Raw genomic sequence first — 19,634 nt, forward strand, 5'->3', positions numbered from 1 at the left:
AGGGGCGCGGGGCTGTGTCGATTTGCGGCTCCGCCGCGTGGGCGCGACCAGCCGCGACGGCGCCGCAGCCGCGACACGACTGTCACACCCCACCCCCTGGCAGGGGTCTGGGGGCGCAGCCCCCAGTTTCGGGAAGGGGCGGGGCCGGGGAAAAGAACCCCCGTCAGACGGCGGCGTGCACCAACGCGTCCAGTTCCGCGGCCGACAGTTCGGCGGTGAAGGCGGTGGTACCAGGCTGGTGCCTGCGGCCGCCCCGGCCCAGGTAGCCGGCGTCCACCGGGTCGAAGCCGAGGTCGCGGATCAGGCCCGCGACCACCGCCTTGGCCTCTTCGTCGTCGCCGGACAGGGGGATGGCGAGCCGTGCGGGGTCGCCCTTGGGGCGGCCGCGGTCGCGCAGGTTCTGCCAGTGGATGGCGTTGAACGCCTTGACGAGGTCGGCTCCGGTGAGGGCCCGTAGCTTCTCGCTGGAGGTGGTCCTGTCCTCGTCCAGATCGGGGTCGTGGCCGTCCCGTTCCGGGAAGTAGTTGCAGGCGTCGACCACGACCTTGTCGCGCAGCTCCGCGATCGGCAGCTCGTTGATCCGCCCGTAGGGGATCGCGACGACGACCAGTTGCCCGAACCGGGCGGCCTCCTGAGCCGTGACGGCCCTGATCGGGCCGTTGATCTGCGAGACCAGGTCCTTCAGTGTCTCGGGGCCGCGCGAGTTGGCGATGGTCACCTCGTGGCCGATGCCGGCCAGCCTCCTGGCGAGTGTGGAGCCGACCCGACCGGCTCCGATGATCCCGATGCGCATGGTGTTTCCCCTGCCGGTGTCTGCGGGCGGGCGCTGGAATCTCCCGCGATCTCCAGACGGAGTTTCCGGATAAGCGCTGACGAAACGACCACCGAGAAGACAGCCGCGAAGACCGCACGCCCGTTTGCGCCACCCAAAGTGACGAAACAGTCACCTTGGGTGTGAATGGTCAGCATCAGCCCTTTGTGGGCGCACCGCACAACCGCATACAGACGAGACGAACGGATGCACCATGCATGTGAAGCGCTGGGCTCCCATGGCCCTCACCTTCCTCGCCCTGTCCGGGACGTCCGCCGCGTCCGCGACCGCCGACGAACGGCCCGAACTCCCCAGGCCCGATCGTTACTTCCTGCGCGCGGCGCACCAGGGCAACCTCGCCGAGATCGCCGCCGGCTGGGACGCCCGGCGCCACGCCGCCACCGACTGCGTGAAGCAGGCGGGTGCGATCCTGGCGACCGACCACACCCAACTGGACGAGCACGGCAGGGCCCTGGCCGACAAGCTGGGCGTCCCCCTGTCCGGCATGCTCACCGCCACCCAGCGGCAGGAACTCGCCGCGGTCAAGGCCAGGGCCGGCACCACCGAGTACGACGAGGCCTGGCTCGACTCCCGGCGGGCTGCGCACAAGACAGCCCTGGCGCTCATCGACCAGCAGCTGGACTCGGGCTCGAACCCCGAGGTCAGGGCCGCGGCGCGGGACGCCCGGCCAGTGGTGGCCAGGCATCTGCGAATGATGCGCGCAGACACCTGCCGTACGGAGTCGGCGTCGGCGTCTGCTCCCGCGGCCATGCACGCGAATTCCGGCGCCCACTCGGCCGCCGACGCGGATACCAGCGGTCAGTCGGCCGCCGACAACCGGGAAGCCATCCTGGGCGCCGCCGCACTGGGCAGCGGTGGCGTGCTCATGGTCATCGGCTGGCGCATGGCCGTCGCACAGCGGCGCTCCATGTAGTGAGTACGCGCGGGTTCCGTTGGAGCTCTGACGGCCCGGAAACTGGCATCTCAGCGGGTAGATGAGGGTGCCACGCACGCTCGATCGCTCGCGTGAAAAATCTTTGATAATTCACAAAATCTGCGAGTGGTCGCAGTGTGCGTGCTCGTGTCAGGTTCTGAAAGTCGCGTGCTGACTCTCGTGCGCCCGGCTCCGGACCCCGGCGGTCGCGATGGATCCAGCCTGTGTGTCGGTGGAGACCGGCCTCGCGGATGTGGTCACGCTGCAACGGCGGCGCCACGGTGCACGACGAGGAGAGCTTCTTCCTCGACACGCTGTCGGAGTACCAGTGGGCGCGCGATGTGGCAGGTCTGGCGCCGACGACGCTGGACGGGCTGATCAAACCGGTGATCGAGGTCTGCAAGTTCTACGGCACCGTTCCGTGGCAGCTGACGTCCCGCGAGGTCGACCGGTACTTCGCCGGGCCGGGCAAGCGGGCCCAGTCGACTCTGCGCGGCAAGATCAACAAGATCGACGCGTACTTCGCGTTCCTGGAGCAGCGGTACGCCGGCGAGATCATGCGCCGCTTCGGCGCCGCCGTCGAGTCGCCCATCGACCCGTTCAACCGGCCCGGCACCGCGGAGATTTCGGGCTGCGCATCCCGCCCTCCCAGACAGCGATGAAGGACTTCTTTGGCCGGTGGCGCGGGGACCTGCCGAACGCGCGAAAGTACGCGGTCGCCTGCCGCGACTACGTGATGACGAAGCTCGCCTACCTCTCCGGCGTCCGGGCAGCGGAGCTGTGCGGGGTGTGCCTGGGCGACATCCACTGGGAGCACGGCCAGTGGGGCCGGTTCGTCGTCCTGGGCAAGGGCGCCCGGGGCTCCGGCCCGCGGCCGCGGGAGGCATACCTCTTCCAGGAGGGCCGTGCCCTGCTGTGGTGGTACATCGAGGAGATTCGGGGCGAGTTCAGGGACGACGCGGAGCACCCGCGGGCACCGCTGTGGCCCTCGGAGCGCAAGTCGAAGGCAATCGCTGACCTGAACGTGCCGGTCGCACCGGCGATCGTGCCTTCGACGTTCCGGAGGGCGTTGCACACCGCGGCCGCGCACTACCTGACGGGTCCGGTCTCCGACCTGTTTCCGCACCTTTTGCGGCATGCCTGCGCGACGCACAACTACGAGCGCGGGATGACACTTTGGGAGGTCCAGAAGGTCCTCGGACACGACTGGTCAACGACGACTCTTCGGTACATGGCGACTGCTCACGCTGACCCGGAGCTCGCGAATCTGGCGGCCAGCTCCCGGGCGGCCCAGCGACTGGTGATGGACAAGGGGAACCTTCGGTGAAGTGGAATCTGCGGATGGTGGCCGCCCAGCGGGAGGTGTGGCGGCCGACCGAGGTGCTCGCCGCCTTTCAGCAGGTCGGGTTCAACCCGTCGCTGAGCAAGGTGGCCGCGCTGTGGAGCGGCACGTCGGTCACGGTGCGCCTCGATGACCTGGACAAGATGTGCGCCGCGCTGAACTGCACGGTCGCCGACCTGCTCCAGGCCGAGCCGCTCGCGGCGGGCCAGGCCGCGCCGGAGTCCGGCCAGCGCGCGGTCGGCGCCGAGGAACAGTCGGCGGCGGACCCGGTGCGGCCGGTGCCGCGCCGTCGTGGTGCGGGCCATGCTCGCTCCCGCCGAGTTGAGGGGCCGACCGGTGACGGTGGGCCTTCAACAGAGCCCGTTCCGCACGCAGGCTCCCGTCCACACCCGTTCAGGAATTCACGAACTCGCGCGCTTTCGACCGGCCGCCGCAAACCCGCGGCGGCCGCGTCGTGGCCACCGTCTCTCTTCGATCGGGGCATCGCCGGCCGACGGGCTGCGAGGAGGACAGGGCGTAGTACTGCGGTACTAACGGGCCCCGCCGGATTCGGTTCCGCGGTACGGGATGGTCGCCCGGTACCGCTCCTAGGTTGAGATCGCGGGTCAGTCAGGCCCAGCTCACCCAATGATCTCTTCTCCTGGTGGGAGTAATCCGTGGCCACCTTCCTCTATCGGCTCGGCCGGCTGTCGTTCCGGCGACGACGCATCGTCGTGATGCTCTGGGTCGCCGTCCTGGCCGCCATCGGCATCGGCGCCATGAGTGCGCCCGGCACATCCTCCGGGGCCCTGAGCGTTCCGGGCACGCAATCGCAGAAGGCGATCGACCTGCTGCAGAAGGAGTTTCCGCAGGCATCCGCCGACGGTGCCACCGCGCGGGTGGTGTTCGAGGCGCCCAGCGGGCAGAAGCTCACCTCCGCCGCCAACAAGGCCGAGGTCGAGTCCCTGGTGGCGAAGCTGGAGAAGTCGCCGCAGGTGTCGGGCGTCTCCGATCCCTTCACCAGCGGCCTGGTCAGCAAGTCCGGCACCATCGCCTACGCCCAGGTGTCCTACACGGTCGCTCAGGCCGACGTCAGCGGCGCGGCCCACGCCGTCCAGACCAAGGTCGTCGCCCAGGGCGAGAAGGCCGGCCTGAAGGTGAGCCTGGGCGGCAACGCCGTCAAGGACAAGGCCACGAGCAAGGCGGCCGAGCTGATCGGCGTCGGGGTCGCCGCCGTCGTCCTGGTGATCACCTTCGGCTCGATGATCGCGGCCGGCTTGCCCCTGCTCACCGCGATCCTCGGGGTGGCCGCGGCCATCCTGTCGGTCACGCTTGCCACGCATTTCTTCGACCTGGCCTCGGCCTCCACGACCCTGGCACTGATGCTGGGCCTGGCCGTCGCCATCGACTACGCCCTGTTCATCGTCTCCCGCTACCGCAACGAGATCCGCGACGGCCACGAACCCGAGGAAGCCTGCGGGCGGGCCCTGGGCACCGCCGGGTCCGCGGTCGTCTTCGCCGGCCTGACCGTGATCGTCGCGCTGAGCGGCCTGAGCGTCATCGGCATCGGCATGCTCACCTCCATGGGCCTGGCCTCCGCCTTCGCCGTCGCCGTCGCCGTGGTCATCGCGCTGACCCTGCTGCCCGCCATGCTCGGCTTCGCCGGTATGCGGATCATGAAGGGCAAGCTGCTCACCCGCCGTATGAAGGCGCTGGAGCGCGGCGAGGGCGAGTCGATGGGCGTGCGTTGGGCGAGGTTCGTCACCCGCAACCCGGTCAAGGTGCTCGCCGTCTCGGTGGTCGGCCTGGCCCTGGTGGCCATCCCCACGATGTCCCTGAAGATGGCCCTGAACGACGACTCCGGGAAGCCCCCCGGCACCACCCAGCGCATCGCCTACGACACCCTCAGCAAGGGTTTCGGGCCGGGCTTCAACGGACCGCTCACCGTGGTCGTCGACGCCCGGGACAGCGACAATCCCAAGGCTGCCGCCCAGGACGCGTACACCATGCTGAGCAAGCTGGACGATGTCGCGGCCGTCCGTCCTCCCTCCTTCAACCAGGCCGGCGATGTGGCCCTGCTCGGCGCCGTCCCCAAGAGCGCCGCCACCAGTGAGGCCACCAAGGACCTCGTGGGCGAGATCCGCGGCCACGGCGGCGCCCTGCACCAGGACACCGGCGCCGACCTGATGGTCACCGGTCTGACCGCCGTCAACATCGACGTCAGCACCAAGCTCTCCGACGCCCTCGTGCCCTACCTGGCCATCGTCGTGGGCCTGGCCCTGGTCCTGCTCCTGCTGGTCTTCCGGTCGATCGTGATCCCGCTCAAGGCAGCCCTGGGCTTCCTGCTCAGTGTGGTCTCGACCCTCGGGGTCCTGGTCGCGGTCTTCCAGTGGGGCTGGCTGAAGGATCTCTTCGGCGTCGACCAGACCGGACCCATCGTCAGCCTGCTGCCTATCGTGCTGATCGGCGTGGTGTTCGGACTCGCCATGGACTACGAGGTCTTCCTCGTCTCCCGGATGCGGGAGGAGTACGTCCATGGCGCCGAACCCATGCAGGCCGTCGTGGAGGGTTTCCGGCACAGCGGACGGGTGGTCACCGCGGCCGCGGTCATCATGGTCTCCGTCTTCTCCGGATTCCTCCTCGACGACGAGGTGCTGATCAAGTCGATCGGGCTGGGGCTCGCCGCCGCCGTGTTCTTCGACGCCTTCGTCGTCCGGATGACCATCGTCCCGGCGGTGATGGCCCTGCTCGGCCACCGCTCCTGGACCCTGCCGAAGTGGCTGGACCGGGTCCTGCCGAACGTGGACGTCGAGGGCGAGAAACTGCGCCACGCGCTCGAAGCCGAGCAGACGGACTCCGCGCCCGAGCCCGTACTCGCCGGTGTCGCCGCCGGGGTCCACGCGGGCTCGGACGGCCACAGCGCCCCCCACGCCTTCACCGGCGTCCACGCTTCTGGTGTCACGGACGCGCCGGCACCTGCCCAGCAGGTCCCGGGGAAGGCACGAGGACTGTCCAGGTTCAAGCAGCGCCTCGCACGGGGCGGTGACGCCACCGTCCCCGCCGACACGACGGAGTCGGAGGCACCGGTACGCAGGAAGCTGCTGAAGAACCCGATGCGCAGGAGGTGACGAGAGCGAGCCGTAGCACCGGCTTCCGCACCGGCTCCTGACGTGGCGGCCGACTCTCCTCGGCCGTCTCCCCTGCCCCGCCCGTCGGCCCGATCCCCCCGGGCCGGCGGGCGGCCTGACATCGCGAAGGGTCTGTCCCGTGCCCGCACCCAGTGCCCCCGTTCCCGCCCCACGTCCGGACGAGCGCCAGTTCCTTCAGGCCCTGACGAGCGATCCCGAGCAGCGGGTGATCGTCTCGGTCGTCTCCCGGCTCGCCTTGTGGCGGCGGGCCGACCGGGCCCGTCCCTGGGTCCGGCGGTGGGGGGTCCCGGTCTTCTGCCTCGTGGTCGGCAGCGACGCCTACGCCAATCCCCACAACGTCGGCAATCCCCAGCTGCCGATCGTCCTCGCCTTCTGTATCCCGCTGCTGTGGCGGGAACGACGCCCCATGCTGGTCTTCGCCCTCACCACGGCCGTTTCGATCGTGTCTCTTCCTCTGGGTGTGCTGACCGGCGCCGAATTCGCCCGGGTGGTCGCCCTCTTCAATGTCGGCCGTCACTGCACGCCGCGCCGGCTGGCCGTTGCCACCGGCGTCACCCTCGTGCAACTCGTCGCATGGGCCTACTTCTTCTGGCGCGGCCAGCAGCTGGAGTACGTCACGCGTCCGGAGCCCGTGACGTTGATGGTGATGGTCGCCGTAATGGCGTTCGCGGCACTGGGCCTGCTTGTGCGGCTGGCCTACGCCTACATCGACGCCTTGAAGAAGCAACGGGACCAGCAGGCCCGTCTCGCCACCGCGCAGGAACGCGCCCGCGTCTCCCGTGAGATGCACGACATCCTCGGCCACACCCTCGCCGTCATCGTCGGCCTCGCCGACGGCGCAGCCGGCCTCACCGAGACCAAGCCCGAACGCGGTGCCCAGACCCTCCGCACCATCAGCGCCAGCGGCCGCGACGCCCTGGCCGAACTGCGCCGCCTGCTCGCCGTCATCGGCGACGACCGCCACGGCCAGGGCCGGTCGCACGACGTCCCTCTCGCCCCGCAGCCCAGCCTCGCCGACCTCGACGCGCTGCTCGACCGGGTCCGCGCCGCCGGCCCCACCGTCGCCCTGCACGCGCACGGCGACCTCACCGAGCTGGCCCCAGGACTCCAGCTGTCCGCGTACCGCGTCATCCAGGAGGCCCTGACCAACACCGTCAAGTACGCCGCCTCCGACACCTCGGTCCACGTCTCCATCGCCGCCGACCCCGACACCGTACGCATCACGGTCGAGGACACCGGCCCGCCCCGTACCCCGCGTACACGCCGTGGCCGGACGGGCAGCGGCCGGGGGCTGGTCGGCATGCGCGAGCGCGCCGCCCTCTACCGGGGCGAGGTCACCGCCGGCCTCAACCCGCACGGCGGCTGGACCGTCCACGCCACCCTCATCCTCAACCCGCCGGTCAACTCCCTGGAGAATGACCCCGCTTGAACATCGTCCTCACCGTCGACGGCAAGGCGCTGCAGCGGATTGGGCTTCGGCATGCTGCTGGAGGTTCAGCCCCGGCCTCACCGTCGTCGGCGAGGCCGCAGACCAGCGCAGCAGTCCGTACCGCCGCCGAACTCCGCCGATGCCGTCCTGACGGATGTCCGCATGCCCGGCATGGACGGTATCGAGACCACACGGCACATCGTCGAGTCCGGCGGACCTCCCGGAGTCCCAGCTGACCAGCTTCGAGCCGCACGAGTACGCCTACGGGGCGCTGCGCACCGGAGCCAGCGGGTTCCGGCTCGCGGACGCCCACCCGGACGAACTCCTGGTGGGAATCAGGACGGTCGCGTGCAGCGACGCCGTGGACGTGCCCGCCATCCCGCGCCGCCTGCTGGAAACCGTCACCGCGCGGATCGCCCGGCCTGGGCTCGGCATCGCCCCGACCCGCGCCTGACCGGCCTGCCCAGCATGAGCGCAAGGTCCTGGCCGATATCACCGCCTGGGCACGATCGGCGTACAACCCACGACACGGGACTCGCCCGGCCGACCCGACCGCGCCTGGGCCCAGAGTCGACGCGCCTTCCTACCGCGGTACTACTCAGCACTGCCGTATTCGGTCCCGCGGTGCCGATGACATGCGCGTTTCCCTGCCTAGTTTGACGGCAGGATCACACACGCCTCGTCCCCGCCGTGATCCGGGCAAACCCTCTCTCCCCAGCCGGCCCTGCCGGTCCCGCTCCGGGCACCGCCGCCCCTCGCCCACAGCCCCCTGCGCGGTGCCCGCCCAGCAGTTGGTCATCCGTGACAACGACAGGAGAAACCCATGGGACCGTATGCACGCACAGGTCTGGCCGGAATCATGAGCTGCGGCGTTCTACTCACCGCCGTCCTCATCGGACGGCCGGACGGCACCGACACCGCCACCGGCAACGCCCAGGACGAGCGACCGCAGCCGTGGCCCTACGTCGCTCTCGGCGACTCCTACACCTCCGGCCCGAAGATCCCACGACAGTCCGGGGCACCGGTCGGCTGCGACCGTTCCGACCACAACTATCCCGCGGTGGTGGCACGCCAACTCGGCGTCACGGCTGCCGACTTCCGTGATGTCAGCTGCAGCGGTGCCACTATCACCGATCTCACCGCGCCGCAGAAGACGTCCAACGGCACCAACCCCGCCCAGCTTTCGGCCCTCTCGACGCGGACGCGGCTGGTCACTCTCGGCATCGGCGGCAACGACATCGGCTTCGGCTCGACGGTCACGAAATGCGTCACGATGGGCGTGATGTACGGCGCGATCGGCAGTGACCGCCTCTTCTCCGACGATGCGCCCTGCAAGAAGCAGTACGTCGACGGCGGCACCGACGAAGTGGCACAGAAGATCCAGGCGACCGGCCGACAGCTGTCCGCGGCGCTGGCCGAGATCGAACGGCGTGCACCGAAGGCCCGGGTCTACGTCGTCGGCTATCCGGCGATCGTGCCCGCCGAAGGCAAAGGCTGCGGCGGGGAACTGCCCCTCGCGCCCGGTGACGCGACCTACCTGCACGACAAGGGGAAGCAGCTCAACACCATGCTGCGCGGGCAGGTTGAGGCCGCCGGAGCGACGTACGTCGACACCTACTCCCCGTCCGTCGGTCACGACGCCTGCTCCGCGCAGAAGACCCGCTGGATCGAGCCCCTGCGGCCCAGCAGCCCGGCCGCCGCCGTCCATCCGAACGCGCACGGCGAGCAAGGCATGGCCGACGCCGTGCTCCGCGCGATCGGCGACTGAACGCCCGCAGGAGGCAGGGGACTTCCAGTCGCCGGCGACCGGCCTATCTGATCCACCCCGCCCAACCGCGCTCGTTGCCGGCATGGCGCCCCACAGGAAGAGCCCCGGCAGCATGCCCACCGTTCTCGTTGTCAACGACCAGAAGCTGCAACGCCTCGGCTACCGCCTTCTGCTGGATTCCGAGCCGGACCTGAATGCGGTCGGCGAGGCGGCCGGCGGTGCCGAGGCGGTCCGCATGAGCACCGCGCTTCGCCCGGACGTCGTCCTCATGCACATCTTCAAGCCCGGCACGGACTCGATCGACACCGTCCGCCGCATCGCACGCGGCGACAGTCCGCCCCACCCTCGTGTACTGGTGCTTGCCCCCGTCGGGCTCGACGGGTACGCCTGGGCCGTGCTGGCGGCCGGTGCCGAGGCACTGCTTCCGGAGAACACCGCCCCGCACGAGCTGACCGCGGCCATTCGTGCGGTGGCGGCCGGAGGCGCCGTCATCCCGCCCGATCTCACCCGCCGGCTCATCGACACCGTTCGACGTCGGCCGCCCGCCTCCGCGTCCCTCCCGACGGAACGGCTCGGCGCACTCACCGAACGTGAACGTCAGGTCCTTGTCGCCGTGGCCTCCGGCTGGAGCACCACAGAGATCGCCGCACACCTGTCCATCGCCCCGACCACTGTCAAATCCCACGTCTGCCGCATACTCACCAAGATCGGCGCCCGCAGCCGCGTCCAGGCAGTTGCCTTCGCCTACGAGTCGGGCCTGACCGAACCGCAGACCACTCGCTCACCGCTCCCTACGCCCGGGCGCGCCCGCCCGACCCTGTGAGGCGGACCGTGGACCGCTCGTCGCAGCCGAGGAGGGGCACCCTAGTACCCCGGTACTAGTCGGCGTCGCCGTATTCCCGCCCACAGTGCCGTAGCGCCAGTCGATACCGCTTCTAGGTTGAAATCCGGGCCTGGTCAGGCCCATCCACGCAAAGACCTCTTTCCTGGCGGGAACAAATCCGTGGCCACCATCCTGCGCCGACTCAAGTCGGTCAGCGTTTCACTCACTCATGGCGGCCGGACCGGCCACGATGCTGCTTCTGTCGGCCTTCCCCTCGCTCCTGGACCCGCACATGCTCACGCTCGTCCTGAGACTCGCCGTGGCATCGGACTCCGCCTCGCCTTTGCCCTGTTCGAGGGCGAGAAGTCGCGCCACGCCCTCGACGCCCAGCAGACCGCCCACCCCACGGCCCCCTTCTCCCCGGCTTCGACCCCGGCTCCGGCGGCGCGAGTCCTGGCCAGGCCAGGACGACCGCAGAACCCGAGCCGTCGTCAGCCGTACGATCGCGGAAGAGCGGCCGGCCCCGATCGGCGTTCTTCCCGAGTCGCCGCTCGTCTATCCATTCCCCCGGGACCGGCGAGCGGATCGCCTGCACCGCGGAGGGCACAGACCTTGACACCCACGCCCCCACAGGATTCCCGGCCCGGTCGACACGTCCCCAGCCGACCCGAGCTGCCCGAGGCACTGACGAGCGACGCTGAGCAACGTGTGATTGTGTCGATCATCGCTCGGCTGTCTTCCTGGCGGTGGGCGGACCGGACCCACCCCCGGGTCCGGAGGTGGGGCGTACCGCTGTTCTGCGCCGTCCTGGGACTGCCGTCCATGCTCAACCCCGCCGGAGAATCCGGGGTCGCCGAAGAGCTGCTCCTCACCGTCGCCGTGGCCGTTCCGCTGCTGTGGCGGGAGCGCAGGCCCATGCTGGTCTTCGCGCTCATCACTGCCACCGCCGTGCTGATGGCCTCCACAGGGTCCCTCCATGACGCCAACGCCAGTGCCGACGTCGCTCGCATCGTGGCCCTGTTCAACGTCGGCCGCTTCGGCACCCCCCGCCAGCTGCTCATCGCCGTCACCATCTCCCTGGTGCAGTTGGTCGCCTGGGCCGTCACGCTGTGGAGCGACGGTCAGCTGGAGTACGCCAGACGGCCGGAAATCCTCCTGCTGTTGGGGGTGGTGACGGTGACGGCCATCGCCGGGCTCGGCCTCGCCACCCGCCTGGTGAACGTCGTCATCGCCGGCCTGCAGAAGGAGAAGGACCAGCAGGCCCGTCTCGCCGTCGCCCAGGAACGTGCCCGCGTCTCCGGGGAGATGCACGACATCCTCGGCCACACCCTCGCTGTCATGGTCGGTCTCGCCGACGGCGCCGCGGGCCTGACCGAGACAAAGCCTCAGCGCGGCGCCGAAACCCTGCGGATCATCGCCGACAGCGGCCGTGGCGCCCTCGCCGAACTGCGCCGCCTACTCGCCGTCATCGGCGACGACAACGACCGGCCGGACGAAGCCCCGCTCAGCCCGCAGCCCGGCCTGGCCGACCTCGGTCCGCTGATCGAACGCGTCCGTGCCGCCGGACCGAGCGTCACCCTCGGCACCGACGGCGACCTCACCGCGCCGGCCCCTGGTCTCCAGCTCGCCGTCTACCGCATCGTCCAGGAAGCTTTCACCAACACCCTCAAGTACGCCGCCGCCGACACCTCCATCAGCGTCCGGGTAGCCGTCGGGTCCGAAACGGTCCACGTCGATGTCGAGGACACCGGCCCTCGCCACGCACCCCGCTCCCGCAGACGGAACGCAGGAAGCGGCCGCGGTCTGGTCGGCATGCGCGAGCGCGCGGCCATCTATCAGGGCCAGGTCACCGCCGGGCCCAACCGCGAAGGCGGCTGGAGCGTCCACGCCCGCCTCCTGACCACCCCGCCTGTCACCACGACCACAACGGAGAACCCTCGCGCATGACCACCGTGCTCATCGTCGACGACCAGGCCCTGCAACGCCTCGGCTTCAGCATGCTGCTGGAACAGCACCCCGACCTCACCCTCATCGGCGAGGCCACCCACGGTGCCGAAGCCGTCCGCAAGGCCGCCGAGCTCAAGCCCGACGTCGTCCTCATGGACGTCCGCATGCCGGGCATGGACGGCATCGAGGCCACCAGACGCATCATCGAGTCCGGCGGACGCTCCCGCATCCTGGTCCTGACCACCTTCGACCTCGACGAATACGCCTACGACGCCCTGCGCGCCGGAGCGTCCGGGTTCCTGCTCAAAGACGCCCTGCCCGACGAACTGGTCTCCGGCATCCGCGCGGTGGCCGCCGGAGACGCCGTCATCTCGCCCGGTCTGACCCGCAAGCTCATCGACGCCTTCGGCAGCCGTCTGCCGGGCCACACGCCCGAACAGCAACGGCAGCTGGCCCGCCTCACCAACCGCGAACGCGAAGTGCTCACCGCCATCGCGACCGGCTGGAGCAACACCGAGATCGCCAAACGCCTCTCCCTCGCCGAGTCCACCGTCAAGTCACACGTGAGCAGCATCCTCACCAAGATCGGAGTCCGGGACCGGGTCCAGGCCGTGATCTTCGCCTACGACACCGGCCTCGTCAGGCCCGCCTGAACATGGCCGGAGGACGCCGTACCAGGCTCGGGCGCCGGTTCCTGGGCTTCAGACAGCGGGCGGCGCTTCCTTCGCCACAACAGCGCGCCTCCGATCGCCATCAGAGCGACCAGGGCGAAGGCGGGGCCGCCCAGTGTCAGGACGCGCTGGAGAGAGGTCGCGGCGGCGTATCCGACACCTGCTTCCGCTGTGGCCCACACACAGGCGGCGACGACGCTGTAGGGAGCGATGCGCCGGTAGGGCAGGCGGGTGGCGCCCGCGAAGTGCGGGGCGAGGGTGCGCACCACCGGCAGGAAACGGGCCAGGAAGACCGCTCGGCCGCCGTGGCGCGTCATCAGCGTCTCGGCCTGGTGCCAGGCGGCACCCGGTATCCGACGGCCTATGCGGCCTCCGCGCAGCTGATCACCGAGGAGTCTGCCGGTGCGATGGGCGAGGAAGTCACCCGACACCACGGCTCCGGCCGCGGCAGCGATCACGAGGGGAAGGCTGATGTGGCCGGTGCGGGCCAGCGCGCCGGCGGTCAGGAGCAGGGTGAGCGTGGGGATGAAAGCGCCGACGAGAAGGATCGACTCAGCCAGGACAGCGGCGGCCACCACCGCGTACGCCGAGGCCGGGGAGATGTGGCCGAGGATGTCGGAGAGCGCGTTCACCGCCGCGCCTCGACGGACTGCGGCTCGGGGTGGTCCGCGGAGACGAGGGGGCGTTGCAGATGCCAGACGTAGGCGGGGGGAACATTGGCCCACACCGTCCAGCGGCCCGTGGCGTAGGTGCCCTGGTAGGCGGCCATGATTTCGTCGACGGCGGCGTGGCGGCGGGCTTCGGCTCGCGATGCCGTCAGGGCACGGGCCTTGCACGTGCCGAGGTAGGCGAAGTAGGTCAGCGTGCCGCCGGGGTGGAGCAGTTCCATGTAGCGGGCCATGATCCGCCCGACCTGCACGGGCGTGAAGTTGGTCAACGGCAGCCCCGAGACGATGACGTCGTAGCGCTGGTCGGTGTCGAGCTGCTCGACGTAGGTCTGGTGCACGTTCACCTGCGCGGGCCTGGCAGCCAGGTCTGGATGCGTGGTGACGAGATGGCGCAGTCGCGCGGCGAAACGCGGGTTTGCCTCGACGATGTCCAGGCGGCTGGCTCGGGGCAGTTCGGGTATCAGGGTGCGGGTGACCGCGCCGGTCCCGGCCCCGGCTTCCAGGACCGCCAGCGGGCGGGGCGCCTGAGCCCGTACGGGATCGATCAGAGCGCGGGCCAGGGCCTTGCCGCTGGGGGCTATGGCACCCGTGGTGCGCAGATCACGGGCTGCCTCGATCAGGAACATCCAGCCTTCGGCATTGCGCTGCGCCAGGACACGGTCGCGGGAAGTGGTCCAGTCGTTCATGGAATTGACGCTAGAAAGCCGCGTCCAGCATCGGATCCGTCGTTCTGCGACGGCGTCCCCCTACGAAAGTAGGGGGTGGACATCATTGATCGTCAGACGGAACGGCGCACCGGTCTGCCTAGCATGGCCCAGGTGAGCAGCAGAGAAAGCCGCAGGTGGGCGGCTTACGGGCGTAGGGCTCTCGTGGCCCTGTGTGTACTGACCGCCGTGCTCGACGAGGTGGCGACCCAAGGGCGCCACCTGGCCCCCGTCATGGCCACAGCGCTGGTGTGCGGAGCGGCCCTGCTCGTGCCCCGGCTGCGATGGCCCGCTGCTCCGTTGTTGGTCACCGTGGCCACGGCATGGTGGGGATCGTTGCTGCTGCCCATGCTGGCAGTCGTCCTGTACGACCTGGCCGTGGACCGCCGGGCGCGGATGGCGGTGGGCTGTGCTGTCGCCGCGCTGGGCGCCAACCTGTTCAGCTACCGGGCCACCTCCCTGTGGACGGGCCAGTCCTACGCGTCCACGGTGCTCCTGCCGGTTCTGGCCGTGCTCGTCGGGCTGTGGCTGGGCAGCCGGCGACGCCTGCTCCTGGCGTTGGCAGCCGACGTCGAGCACCTGAGCGTCGAGGCGCAGCTGCGCGAGGAGGCGGCCCGCATCGCGGAACGGTCCCGTATCGCCGCCGAGATGCACGACGTCCTGGCCCACCGCCTGAGCCTGATCGCGCTGCACACCGGCGTGCTGGCCACCAAGAACGACATGCTGCCCGCACCGGTCGCGGAACGACTCGGTCTGCTGCGCACGGCGTCCGTCGAAGCCCTCACCGATCTGCGCGACGTTCTCGGTGTGCTGCGCGACCCCGACCCCGGCCCCACGCCGACCAGCGCCGCGCTCACGCCGGTTATGAGGGAAGTAGGGGAACTGGCCGACGAGGCCCGCGCCGCCGGCCAGCACATCGAGCTGACCACCGACGGCCTTCCCGAGCGGGCTCCGACCACCCACCGTCTGGCCGTGTACCGCATCGTCCAGGAAGCACTGACCAATGCCCGCAAGCACGCCGACGGTGCTCCGGTGACCGTACGCATCGACTACGGGCCGCCCGCCACCCTCGTCGAGGTCACGAACCCCCCTGGCACTCCCCGCACGGACACCGTCGGCAGCGGATACGGACTCGTCGGCCTGCGCGAACGCGTCACCGCCCTCGGCGGGCACCTGAACTCCGGACCGGCCGGCGCGGGCGCCTGGCGACTGGCTGCCCGCATCCCCCACCCCGCCGGCATCGAACAGAACGGCACCCGCACATGATCCGCACCATGATCGTCGATGACGACGCCCTGGTCCGCCTCGGCCTGGCCGACCTCCTGGACGGCGACCCCGGCATCGAGGTCGTCGCCCAGGCCCCCGATGGTCTGAAGGCCATCGAACAGGCCACCGCCCACCGCATCGACGTCGCCCTCGTCGACGTACGCATGCCCCACATGGACGGCATCACCGCCACCGCCCGCCTGCGAGCCATCCCTCACCCGCCGAAGGTGATCACCCTGACCACCTTCGACCTCGACGAGTACGTCTACAACGCCCTCGCCGCCGGAGCCGACGGCTTCCTGCTCAAGGACACCGACCCCGCCGAAATACTGCGCGCCGTCCACCTGGTGGCCGCTGGTTCGGCCATGCTCCACCCCACCGCGGCCCGCCGTCTCATCGACCGCTACCACGCGGCCAACCAGCCCGAAGCAACCGCTGCCAAGGCCCGGCTGGACAGGCTCACCCCACGCGAACGCGACGTGCTCGCCCTGCTGGCCCGGGGCGACACCAACGCCGACATCGCCACCCGCCTCGCCATGCGCGAGAGCACCGTCAAGGCCCACGTCAGCCGTGTCCTGACCGCGCTGGAAGTCACCAACCGCGTCCAGGCCGCCCTCATGGCCCGCGACGCGGGACTCACCTCCTGATGACTGACTCGTCGGGCCGATGCCGTCGAGCCGATCCCTGAGGGAAGCCTGGTTGCAACCTTGAATGTCCCCGCCCTGTGCTCACACGTGGCGTCTGACTTCCTGGACCTACGCCCGCCGTGTTGTGGCAGTGCGGTTGGGGGTGTGTCGAGTGCGTAGCCGGGCCGCGTCCTGGCCCGGCCGGAGACCGTAAGTGCTGCGGTACTCGCGGTTGAACTGGGTGGCGCTCACGTATCCGACCGCCTGAGCGATCTGGGCCGCGGTGGCGTGGCCGGCGAGTAGGCGCCGACGTGCCTCCTGCATCCGCAGGTGTTTCTGGTACTTGAGGGGGCTCATGCCAGTGGCCGCTTTGAAGTACCGGTACAGGCTGGCAGGGCTCATGTGCGCCGCGGAGGCGATCGCGTCGACGCTGAGCGGCTCGGTGTAATGCGCGCATATCCATCGAAACCGCCGTCGCCCGGCGCATGAAAGCCGACCGCATTCGCGTTCTCAAGGGACTGTGACCAGTGAGCACATAGAGAGCGGACCAGAAGTGAAGGCACCAGTGCGCGCCGAACATGAAAGCGGTGCCCACACGCCTGGCTTTGTACGTGGGAGCTGGGTTCTGGCAACACCTGAAGGCTTGCGGTGAGCGCATCGGTGTGTCCCGTGCTGAGGCGCTGCCTCAGCGGACTGCCTGGGCCAGGAATCCCCTCACTCTTCAGGGAGGGGAGGATTCAAGGGGCGTGCCCCGATGACGTACCGCATCAGCATCCGTTGAGGAACCGGTGTCGCGAGCGGCATCGTGCCGTCGCGACCACCGGTCGTGTTCAGGGCGTACGCCGAGTCTCAGCCACGCCAGTGCACTTTGAAGACCCACGCATGCTGCCCCGCCTTGCGTGCGGCTTCGGGGACGTCGATCACCAGCGCCCCGTTGCTGAGGGTCCATGTCAGGGGCCGGCCGTGGCCGAGCATCGTCACCTTGTCGCCGCTGCGGATCGGGATCGGTGCTTCGACGGTGAGCTTGGCGCCCGGCTTGGCCAGGGAGTGGATGTAGAAGGCCTCGTCCGGGCGGACGGTGAACCGCAGGTCCTCGCCCAGTTCGGCCATCCGGGACCAGTACGTGGTGTCGTAGATCGCCTCTCCGTTGGTGCGCAGCCAGCGGCCTGTCTCGCGCAGTCGGGTCTGCATGATCTCAGGGATGGTGCCGTCGGCACGCGGGCCGATGTCGAGGAGGAAGTTGCCGTTCTTGGAGACGATGTCGACGAGGCTGTGTACCACCTCTTCGGTCGTCATGTAAGCGTCGTCCGGTGTCGCCTGGTTGTAGCCGTAGCTGAAGGGGTCCAGGCCGCGGCTGGACTCCCACTTGGCGACGACCGTGTTGTCGTACGTCGTGTACTCGGGCGTGGTGAAGTCGTGGAAAGCGATGCCCGCACGGTCGTTGACGGTGACCTCGATGGGCCGGGGGCGGTTCTTGGCGTGGTTGAAGTATTCGGCGAGGACGTTCAGGCTGTCGTTGGCGCCGCCGATGTCACACCAGATGACCTCGGGGTCGTAGCCGTGGATCAGCTCCCTCATCTGTGGAGCCTGGTAGTCCTTCACGTAGTCCTTGCCCGCGGTGTAACCCGTGTACGGCTCCGGCTCCTGGGTGTACGGATTGCGCGGGGCGTGACCCATCCAGGGATTGTCCGGGTTGAACCACTCGGGCATGGAGAAGTAGAGCCCGCGGTGGAGTTCGGGTGTGTAGCGGCGGGACGCGTCGAAGAGTTCCTTGATGAGGTCCCGTTTCGGGCCCATCTTCACGGAGCTGCGGTCGGAGACCTTCGTGTCCCACAGGGCGAAGCCTTCGTGGTGCTTCGAGGTCAGCACGTGGTATTCCGCGCCCGCGTCCCGGAACAGTTCGACCCAGGCGCGCGGATCGAACTTCTCCGCCGTGAACATCGGGATGAAGTCGTCGTAGGCGAAGCCTTCGCCGTACTTCTCGCGGTGGTACGCGAAGACCGCGTTGGCGGGGTCCTGCATGTGGTTCCAGTACCACTCGGCGTACTGCTTTCCGACCGGCGACCAGGCGGGCACCGAGTAGACACCCCAGTGGATGAAGATGCCGAACTTGGCGCCGTGGAACCAGTACGGCGCCTGGTGGCCGGAGAGAGAAGCCGCAGTGGGCTGGTAGTCGGCGACTCCGAGGGTCAACCGGCTTTTCTGCGCGGCGGCTTGAGATCCGCGTCCGGTGACGGTCACCGAGCCGTCCCGGGCCGTGCCGGGGGCGGTGCCCACACGGTTGCGGATGCCCACGCGGACGCGGGCCTGCTCGCCGGGGTCCAGACGGCGGACACGACCGGCCTCGACCGTGCGGGCTCCCGGAACCTCGACGCGCACCGACACGCCGTCCGCGGCCAGGACGGCGACCGTCCCCGCGTTGACGACGGTGGCTTCGACGCTCTGGGCGCCGGACGACTCCAGGAGCAAGTTGGTGGACCGGGCCCCGCGCAGAGCCAGCGCGCGCCCCTGAGCGGCAGGTTGCAGGGACAGCGCGAACACGTGGAGCGAGGTCTTGTTCGCCTCCGCCGGGTTGGTCACCGGAAGCGTGATCGCTACGGCGTCGCGCCGTGGATCGAGCCACAGCTCGGACGTGCCGATCCCCACGCGGTGTTCGTCCCTGGTGCCGTCCGGTCCGTAGCGGTACGGCACCGACAGAGATCCGCCCGCGGAGTACCAGTCGGAGCCGCCGAGGGTGGCGGTCGTGGTCGAGCCGTCCGTGTAGTGGACCGTGGCTGTGCCGGAGGCGTTGCCATAGCTGCCCGCGGTGAGGAAGACGGCCGAGAGGTAGCGGCCTTGAGGCAGTTCGGCGCGCTGGCCGAGTGCGACGACATTGTTCTTCGCGCCGTCAGCGGAGGCCGGGAAGACGAAGGGCACGCCGTCGACTTCGACACGGCCCGTCGGAAGTTCCTCCTCCGGGAACGTGTAGCCCGAGCCGTCGAAGTCGCCGCCCCGTGCGGAGGCGGTGTCGATGCCGTCGTTGTCGTAGAGGGCGTCGAGCGGGACAGGGACGGGGTCGGGGACGGGAGCCCACGGCCCGGCGTGCTCCGGGAGCGGTTCGGCGGCGTGTGCGGCGGTGGCTGAGGTGAGGGGAAGGGCTGCCGTGGCGGCGACTCCGGCCGCAGCGCCCAGGACCTGACGTCTCGGATACGTACCCATGAGCGGCTCCAATTCATCGGATGTCTGATGATTGAGGGGACTCGTCGCGGTGTCAACGGGACGGACAGGGAGGGCAATTAGAGAGATAGGTAGGACGACACAGTGGATGGCTCGGGCGTATATACCGTTTGATCAGTTTTCCGGTGGATCTCAGGGGAGTGGGGAGAGTTGGCACGGGTGCACGGCGGTGTGTGTGGCTGCCTCTGGCGGTCTCGGAGCTTTGTCGCGGAAGAGGAAGGACATCCTCAGATGCCTCAAGCGCTTCGTCGTAGAGAAACCGCGCTTTCCGTGCCGTCCGACGTGCTGAGGACGTGCGAAC

General features: G+C 69.5%; 17 protein-coding genes and 1 pseudogene. 13 read left to right on the forward strand and 5 right to left on the reverse strand.

Annotation, left to right across the window (positions count from 1 at the left end; genetic code table 11):
- Positions 1-163: 163 nt before the first annotated feature.
- A complete protein-coding gene (locus tag OP79_RS08070) occupies positions 164-793 on the reverse strand; it encodes an NADPH-dependent F420 reductase (protein ID WP_033319299.1) in 630 nt (209 codons plus the stop codon).
- Between the two features lie 232 nt (positions 794-1,025).
- Here OP79_RS08070 and OP79_RS50375 point away from each other — a divergent pair, with 232 nt between their 5' ends.
- The 11 genes and pseudogenes from OP79_RS50375 to OP79_RS08125 all read left to right on the forward strand — a co-directional run bounded on the left by OP79_RS50375 (position 1,026) and on the right by OP79_RS08125 (position 12,835).
- The gene (locus OP79_RS50375) at positions 1,026-1,745 is read left to right on the forward strand and encodes a DUF4142 domain-containing protein (RefSeq protein WP_051744494.1); all 720 of its coding nucleotides are present in this window, start codon (positions 1,026-1,028) and stop codon (positions 1,743-1,745) included.
- 251 nt (positions 1,746-1,996) lie between these two features.
- On the forward strand, positions 1,997-2,407 hold the full coding sequence (locus tag OP79_RS56835) for a hypothetical protein (protein ID WP_245685247.1): 411 nt from the start codon (positions 1,997-1,999) through the stop codon (positions 2,405-2,407).
- Complete coding sequence (locus OP79_RS56840; RefSeq protein WP_033319300.1) at positions 2,404-3,072, forward strand: site-specific integrase; 669 nt, start codon at positions 2,404-2,406, stop codon at positions 3,070-3,072. The genes OP79_RS56835 and OP79_RS56840 overlap by 4 nt, the downstream gene beginning before the upstream one ends.
- Positions 3,069-3,412, forward strand: a pseudogene (locus tag OP79_RS56845) (helix-turn-helix domain-containing protein). Before OP79_RS56840 ends, OP79_RS56845 begins: the two are co-directional and overlap by 4 nt.
- Positions 3,413-3,743: 331 nt before the next feature.
- Positions 3,744-6,194 carry an MMPL family transporter gene (locus OP79_RS08090; protein WP_033319301.1) on the forward strand — a complete coding sequence of 817 codons (2,451 nt, stop codon included), beginning with the start codon at positions 3,744-3,746 and terminating at the stop codon, positions 6,192-6,194.
- Between the two features lie 139 nt (positions 6,195-6,333).
- On the forward strand, positions 6,334-7,644 hold the full coding sequence (locus OP79_RS08095; protein ID WP_033319302.1) for a sensor histidine kinase: 1,311 nt from the start codon (positions 6,334-6,336) through the stop codon (positions 7,642-7,644).
- Between the two features lie 154 nt (positions 7,645-7,798).
- A complete protein-coding gene (locus OP79_RS55210) occupies positions 7,799-8,098 on the forward strand; it encodes a response regulator (RefSeq protein ID WP_051744495.1) in 300 nt (99 codons plus the stop codon).
- Between the two features lie 369 nt (positions 8,099-8,467).
- The gene (locus OP79_RS08105; RefSeq protein WP_033319303.1) at positions 8,468-9,412 is read left to right on the forward strand and encodes an SGNH/GDSL hydrolase family protein; all 945 of its coding nucleotides are present in this window, start codon (positions 8,468-8,470) and stop codon (positions 9,410-9,412) included.
- Between the two features lie 112 nt (positions 9,413-9,524).
- On the forward strand, positions 9,525-10,235 hold the full coding sequence (locus OP79_RS08110; protein WP_051744496.1) for a LuxR C-terminal-related transcriptional regulator: 711 nt from the start codon (positions 9,525-9,527) through the stop codon (positions 10,233-10,235).
- A gap of 714 nt (positions 10,236-10,949) precedes the next feature.
- Entirely contained in the window at positions 10,950-12,182 is a 1,233-nt protein-coding gene (locus OP79_RS08120; RefSeq protein WP_342669503.1) for a sensor histidine kinase, read from the forward strand.
- Positions 12,179-12,835 carry a response regulator gene (locus tag OP79_RS08125; RefSeq protein WP_033319305.1) on the forward strand — a complete coding sequence of 219 codons (657 nt, stop codon included), beginning with the start codon at positions 12,179-12,181 and terminating at the stop codon, positions 12,833-12,835. Before OP79_RS08120 ends, OP79_RS08125 begins: the two co-directional genes overlap by 4 nt.
- Here OP79_RS08125 and OP79_RS08130 read toward each other — a convergent pair.
- Together OP79_RS08130 and OP79_RS08135 are read right to left on the reverse strand one after the other, a co-directional pair.
- Entirely contained in the window at positions 12,805-13,485 is a 681-nt protein-coding gene (locus OP79_RS08130; RefSeq protein WP_033319306.1) for a DedA family protein, read from the reverse strand. The genes OP79_RS08125 and OP79_RS08130 overlap by 31 nt on opposite strands.
- Entirely contained in the window at positions 13,482-14,207 is a 726-nt protein-coding gene (locus OP79_RS08135; RefSeq protein WP_033319307.1) for a class I SAM-dependent methyltransferase, read from the reverse strand. Before OP79_RS08135 ends, OP79_RS08130 begins: the two co-directional genes overlap by 4 nt.
- Before the next feature lie 123 nt (positions 14,208-14,330).
- Between OP79_RS08135 and OP79_RS08140 the strand changes: the two genes are divergently transcribed.
- Together OP79_RS08140 and OP79_RS08145 are read left to right on the forward strand one after the other, a co-directional pair.
- Positions 14,331-15,491, forward strand: a complete 1,161-nt coding sequence (locus tag OP79_RS08140; protein ID WP_211270758.1) for a sensor histidine kinase — start codon at positions 14,331-14,333, stop codon at positions 15,489-15,491.
- Positions 15,488-16,138 (forward strand): response regulator, encoded by a 651-nt coding sequence (locus OP79_RS08145; RefSeq protein WP_033319308.1) that lies wholly within the window; start codon positions 15,488-15,490, stop codon positions 16,136-16,138. Before OP79_RS08140 ends, OP79_RS08145 begins: the two co-directional genes overlap by 4 nt.
- Before the next feature lie 108 nt (positions 16,139-16,246).
- Here OP79_RS08145 and OP79_RS08150 read toward each other — a convergent pair whose 3' ends face one another.
- Together OP79_RS08150 and OP79_RS08155 are read right to left on the reverse strand one after the other, a co-directional pair.
- Positions 16,247-16,576: a helix-turn-helix domain-containing protein gene (locus tag OP79_RS08150; RefSeq protein WP_342669505.1), complete on the reverse strand. Its 330-nt coding sequence runs from the start codon at positions 16,574-16,576 to the stop codon at positions 16,247-16,249.
- A gap of 390 nt (positions 16,577-16,966) precedes the next feature.
- The gene (locus OP79_RS08155; protein WP_033319309.1) at positions 16,967-19,315 is read right to left on the reverse strand and encodes an alpha-L-fucosidase; all 2,349 of its coding nucleotides are present in this window, start codon (positions 19,313-19,315) and stop codon (positions 16,967-16,969) included.
- Positions 19,316-19,634 lie beyond the last annotated feature (319 nt).

The sequence above is a fragment of the Streptomyces yerevanensis genome (assembly GCF_000716805.1).
Lineage (GTDB): Bacteria > Actinomycetota > Actinomycetes > Streptomycetales > Streptomycetaceae > Streptomyces > Streptomyces flaveus.

Excerpts from the sequence above, each read along its gene's own strand:
- OP79_RS08070 (WP_033319299.1), bottom strand. The coding sequence starts at position 793 with ATGCGCATCGGGATCATCGGAGCCGGTCGGGTCGGCTCCACACTCGCC.
- OP79_RS50375 (WP_051744494.1), top strand. The coding sequence starts at position 1,026 with ATGCATGTGAAGCGCTGGGCTCCCATGGCCCTCACCTTCCTCGCCCTG.
- OP79_RS56835 (WP_245685247.1), top strand. The coding sequence starts at position 1,997 with ATGTGGTCACGCTGCAACGGCGGCGCCACGGTGCACGACGAGGAGAGC.
- OP79_RS56840 (WP_033319300.1), top strand. The coding sequence starts at position 2,404 with ATGAAGGACTTCTTTGGCCGGTGGCGCGGGGACCTGCCGAACGCGCGA.
- OP79_RS55210 (WP_051744495.1), top strand. The coding sequence starts at position 7,799 with ATGTCCGCATGCCCGGCATGGACGGTATCGAGACCACACGGCACATCG.
- OP79_RS08105 (WP_033319303.1), top strand. The coding sequence starts at position 8,468 with ATGGGACCGTATGCACGCACAGGTCTGGCCGGAATCATGAGCTGCGGC.
- OP79_RS08110 (WP_051744496.1), top strand. The coding sequence starts at position 9,525 with ATGCCCACCGTTCTCGTTGTCAACGACCAGAAGCTGCAACGCCTCGGC.
- OP79_RS08125 (WP_033319305.1), top strand. The coding sequence starts at position 12,179 with ATGACCACCGTGCTCATCGTCGACGACCAGGCCCTGCAACGCCTCGGC.
- OP79_RS08135 (WP_033319307.1), bottom strand. The coding sequence starts at position 14,207 with ATGAACGACTGGACCACTTCCCGCGACCGTGTCCTGGCGCAGCGCAAT.
- OP79_RS08140 (WP_211270758.1), top strand. The coding sequence starts at position 14,331 with ATGGCCCAGGTGAGCAGCAGAGAAAGCCGCAGGTGGGCGGCTTACGGG.
- OP79_RS08145 (WP_033319308.1), top strand. The coding sequence starts at position 15,488 with ATGATCCGCACCATGATCGTCGATGACGACGCCCTGGTCCGCCTCGGC.
- OP79_RS08155 (WP_033319309.1), bottom strand. The coding sequence starts at position 19,315 with ATGGGTACGTATCCGAGACGTCAGGTCCTGGGCGCTGCGGCCGGAGTC.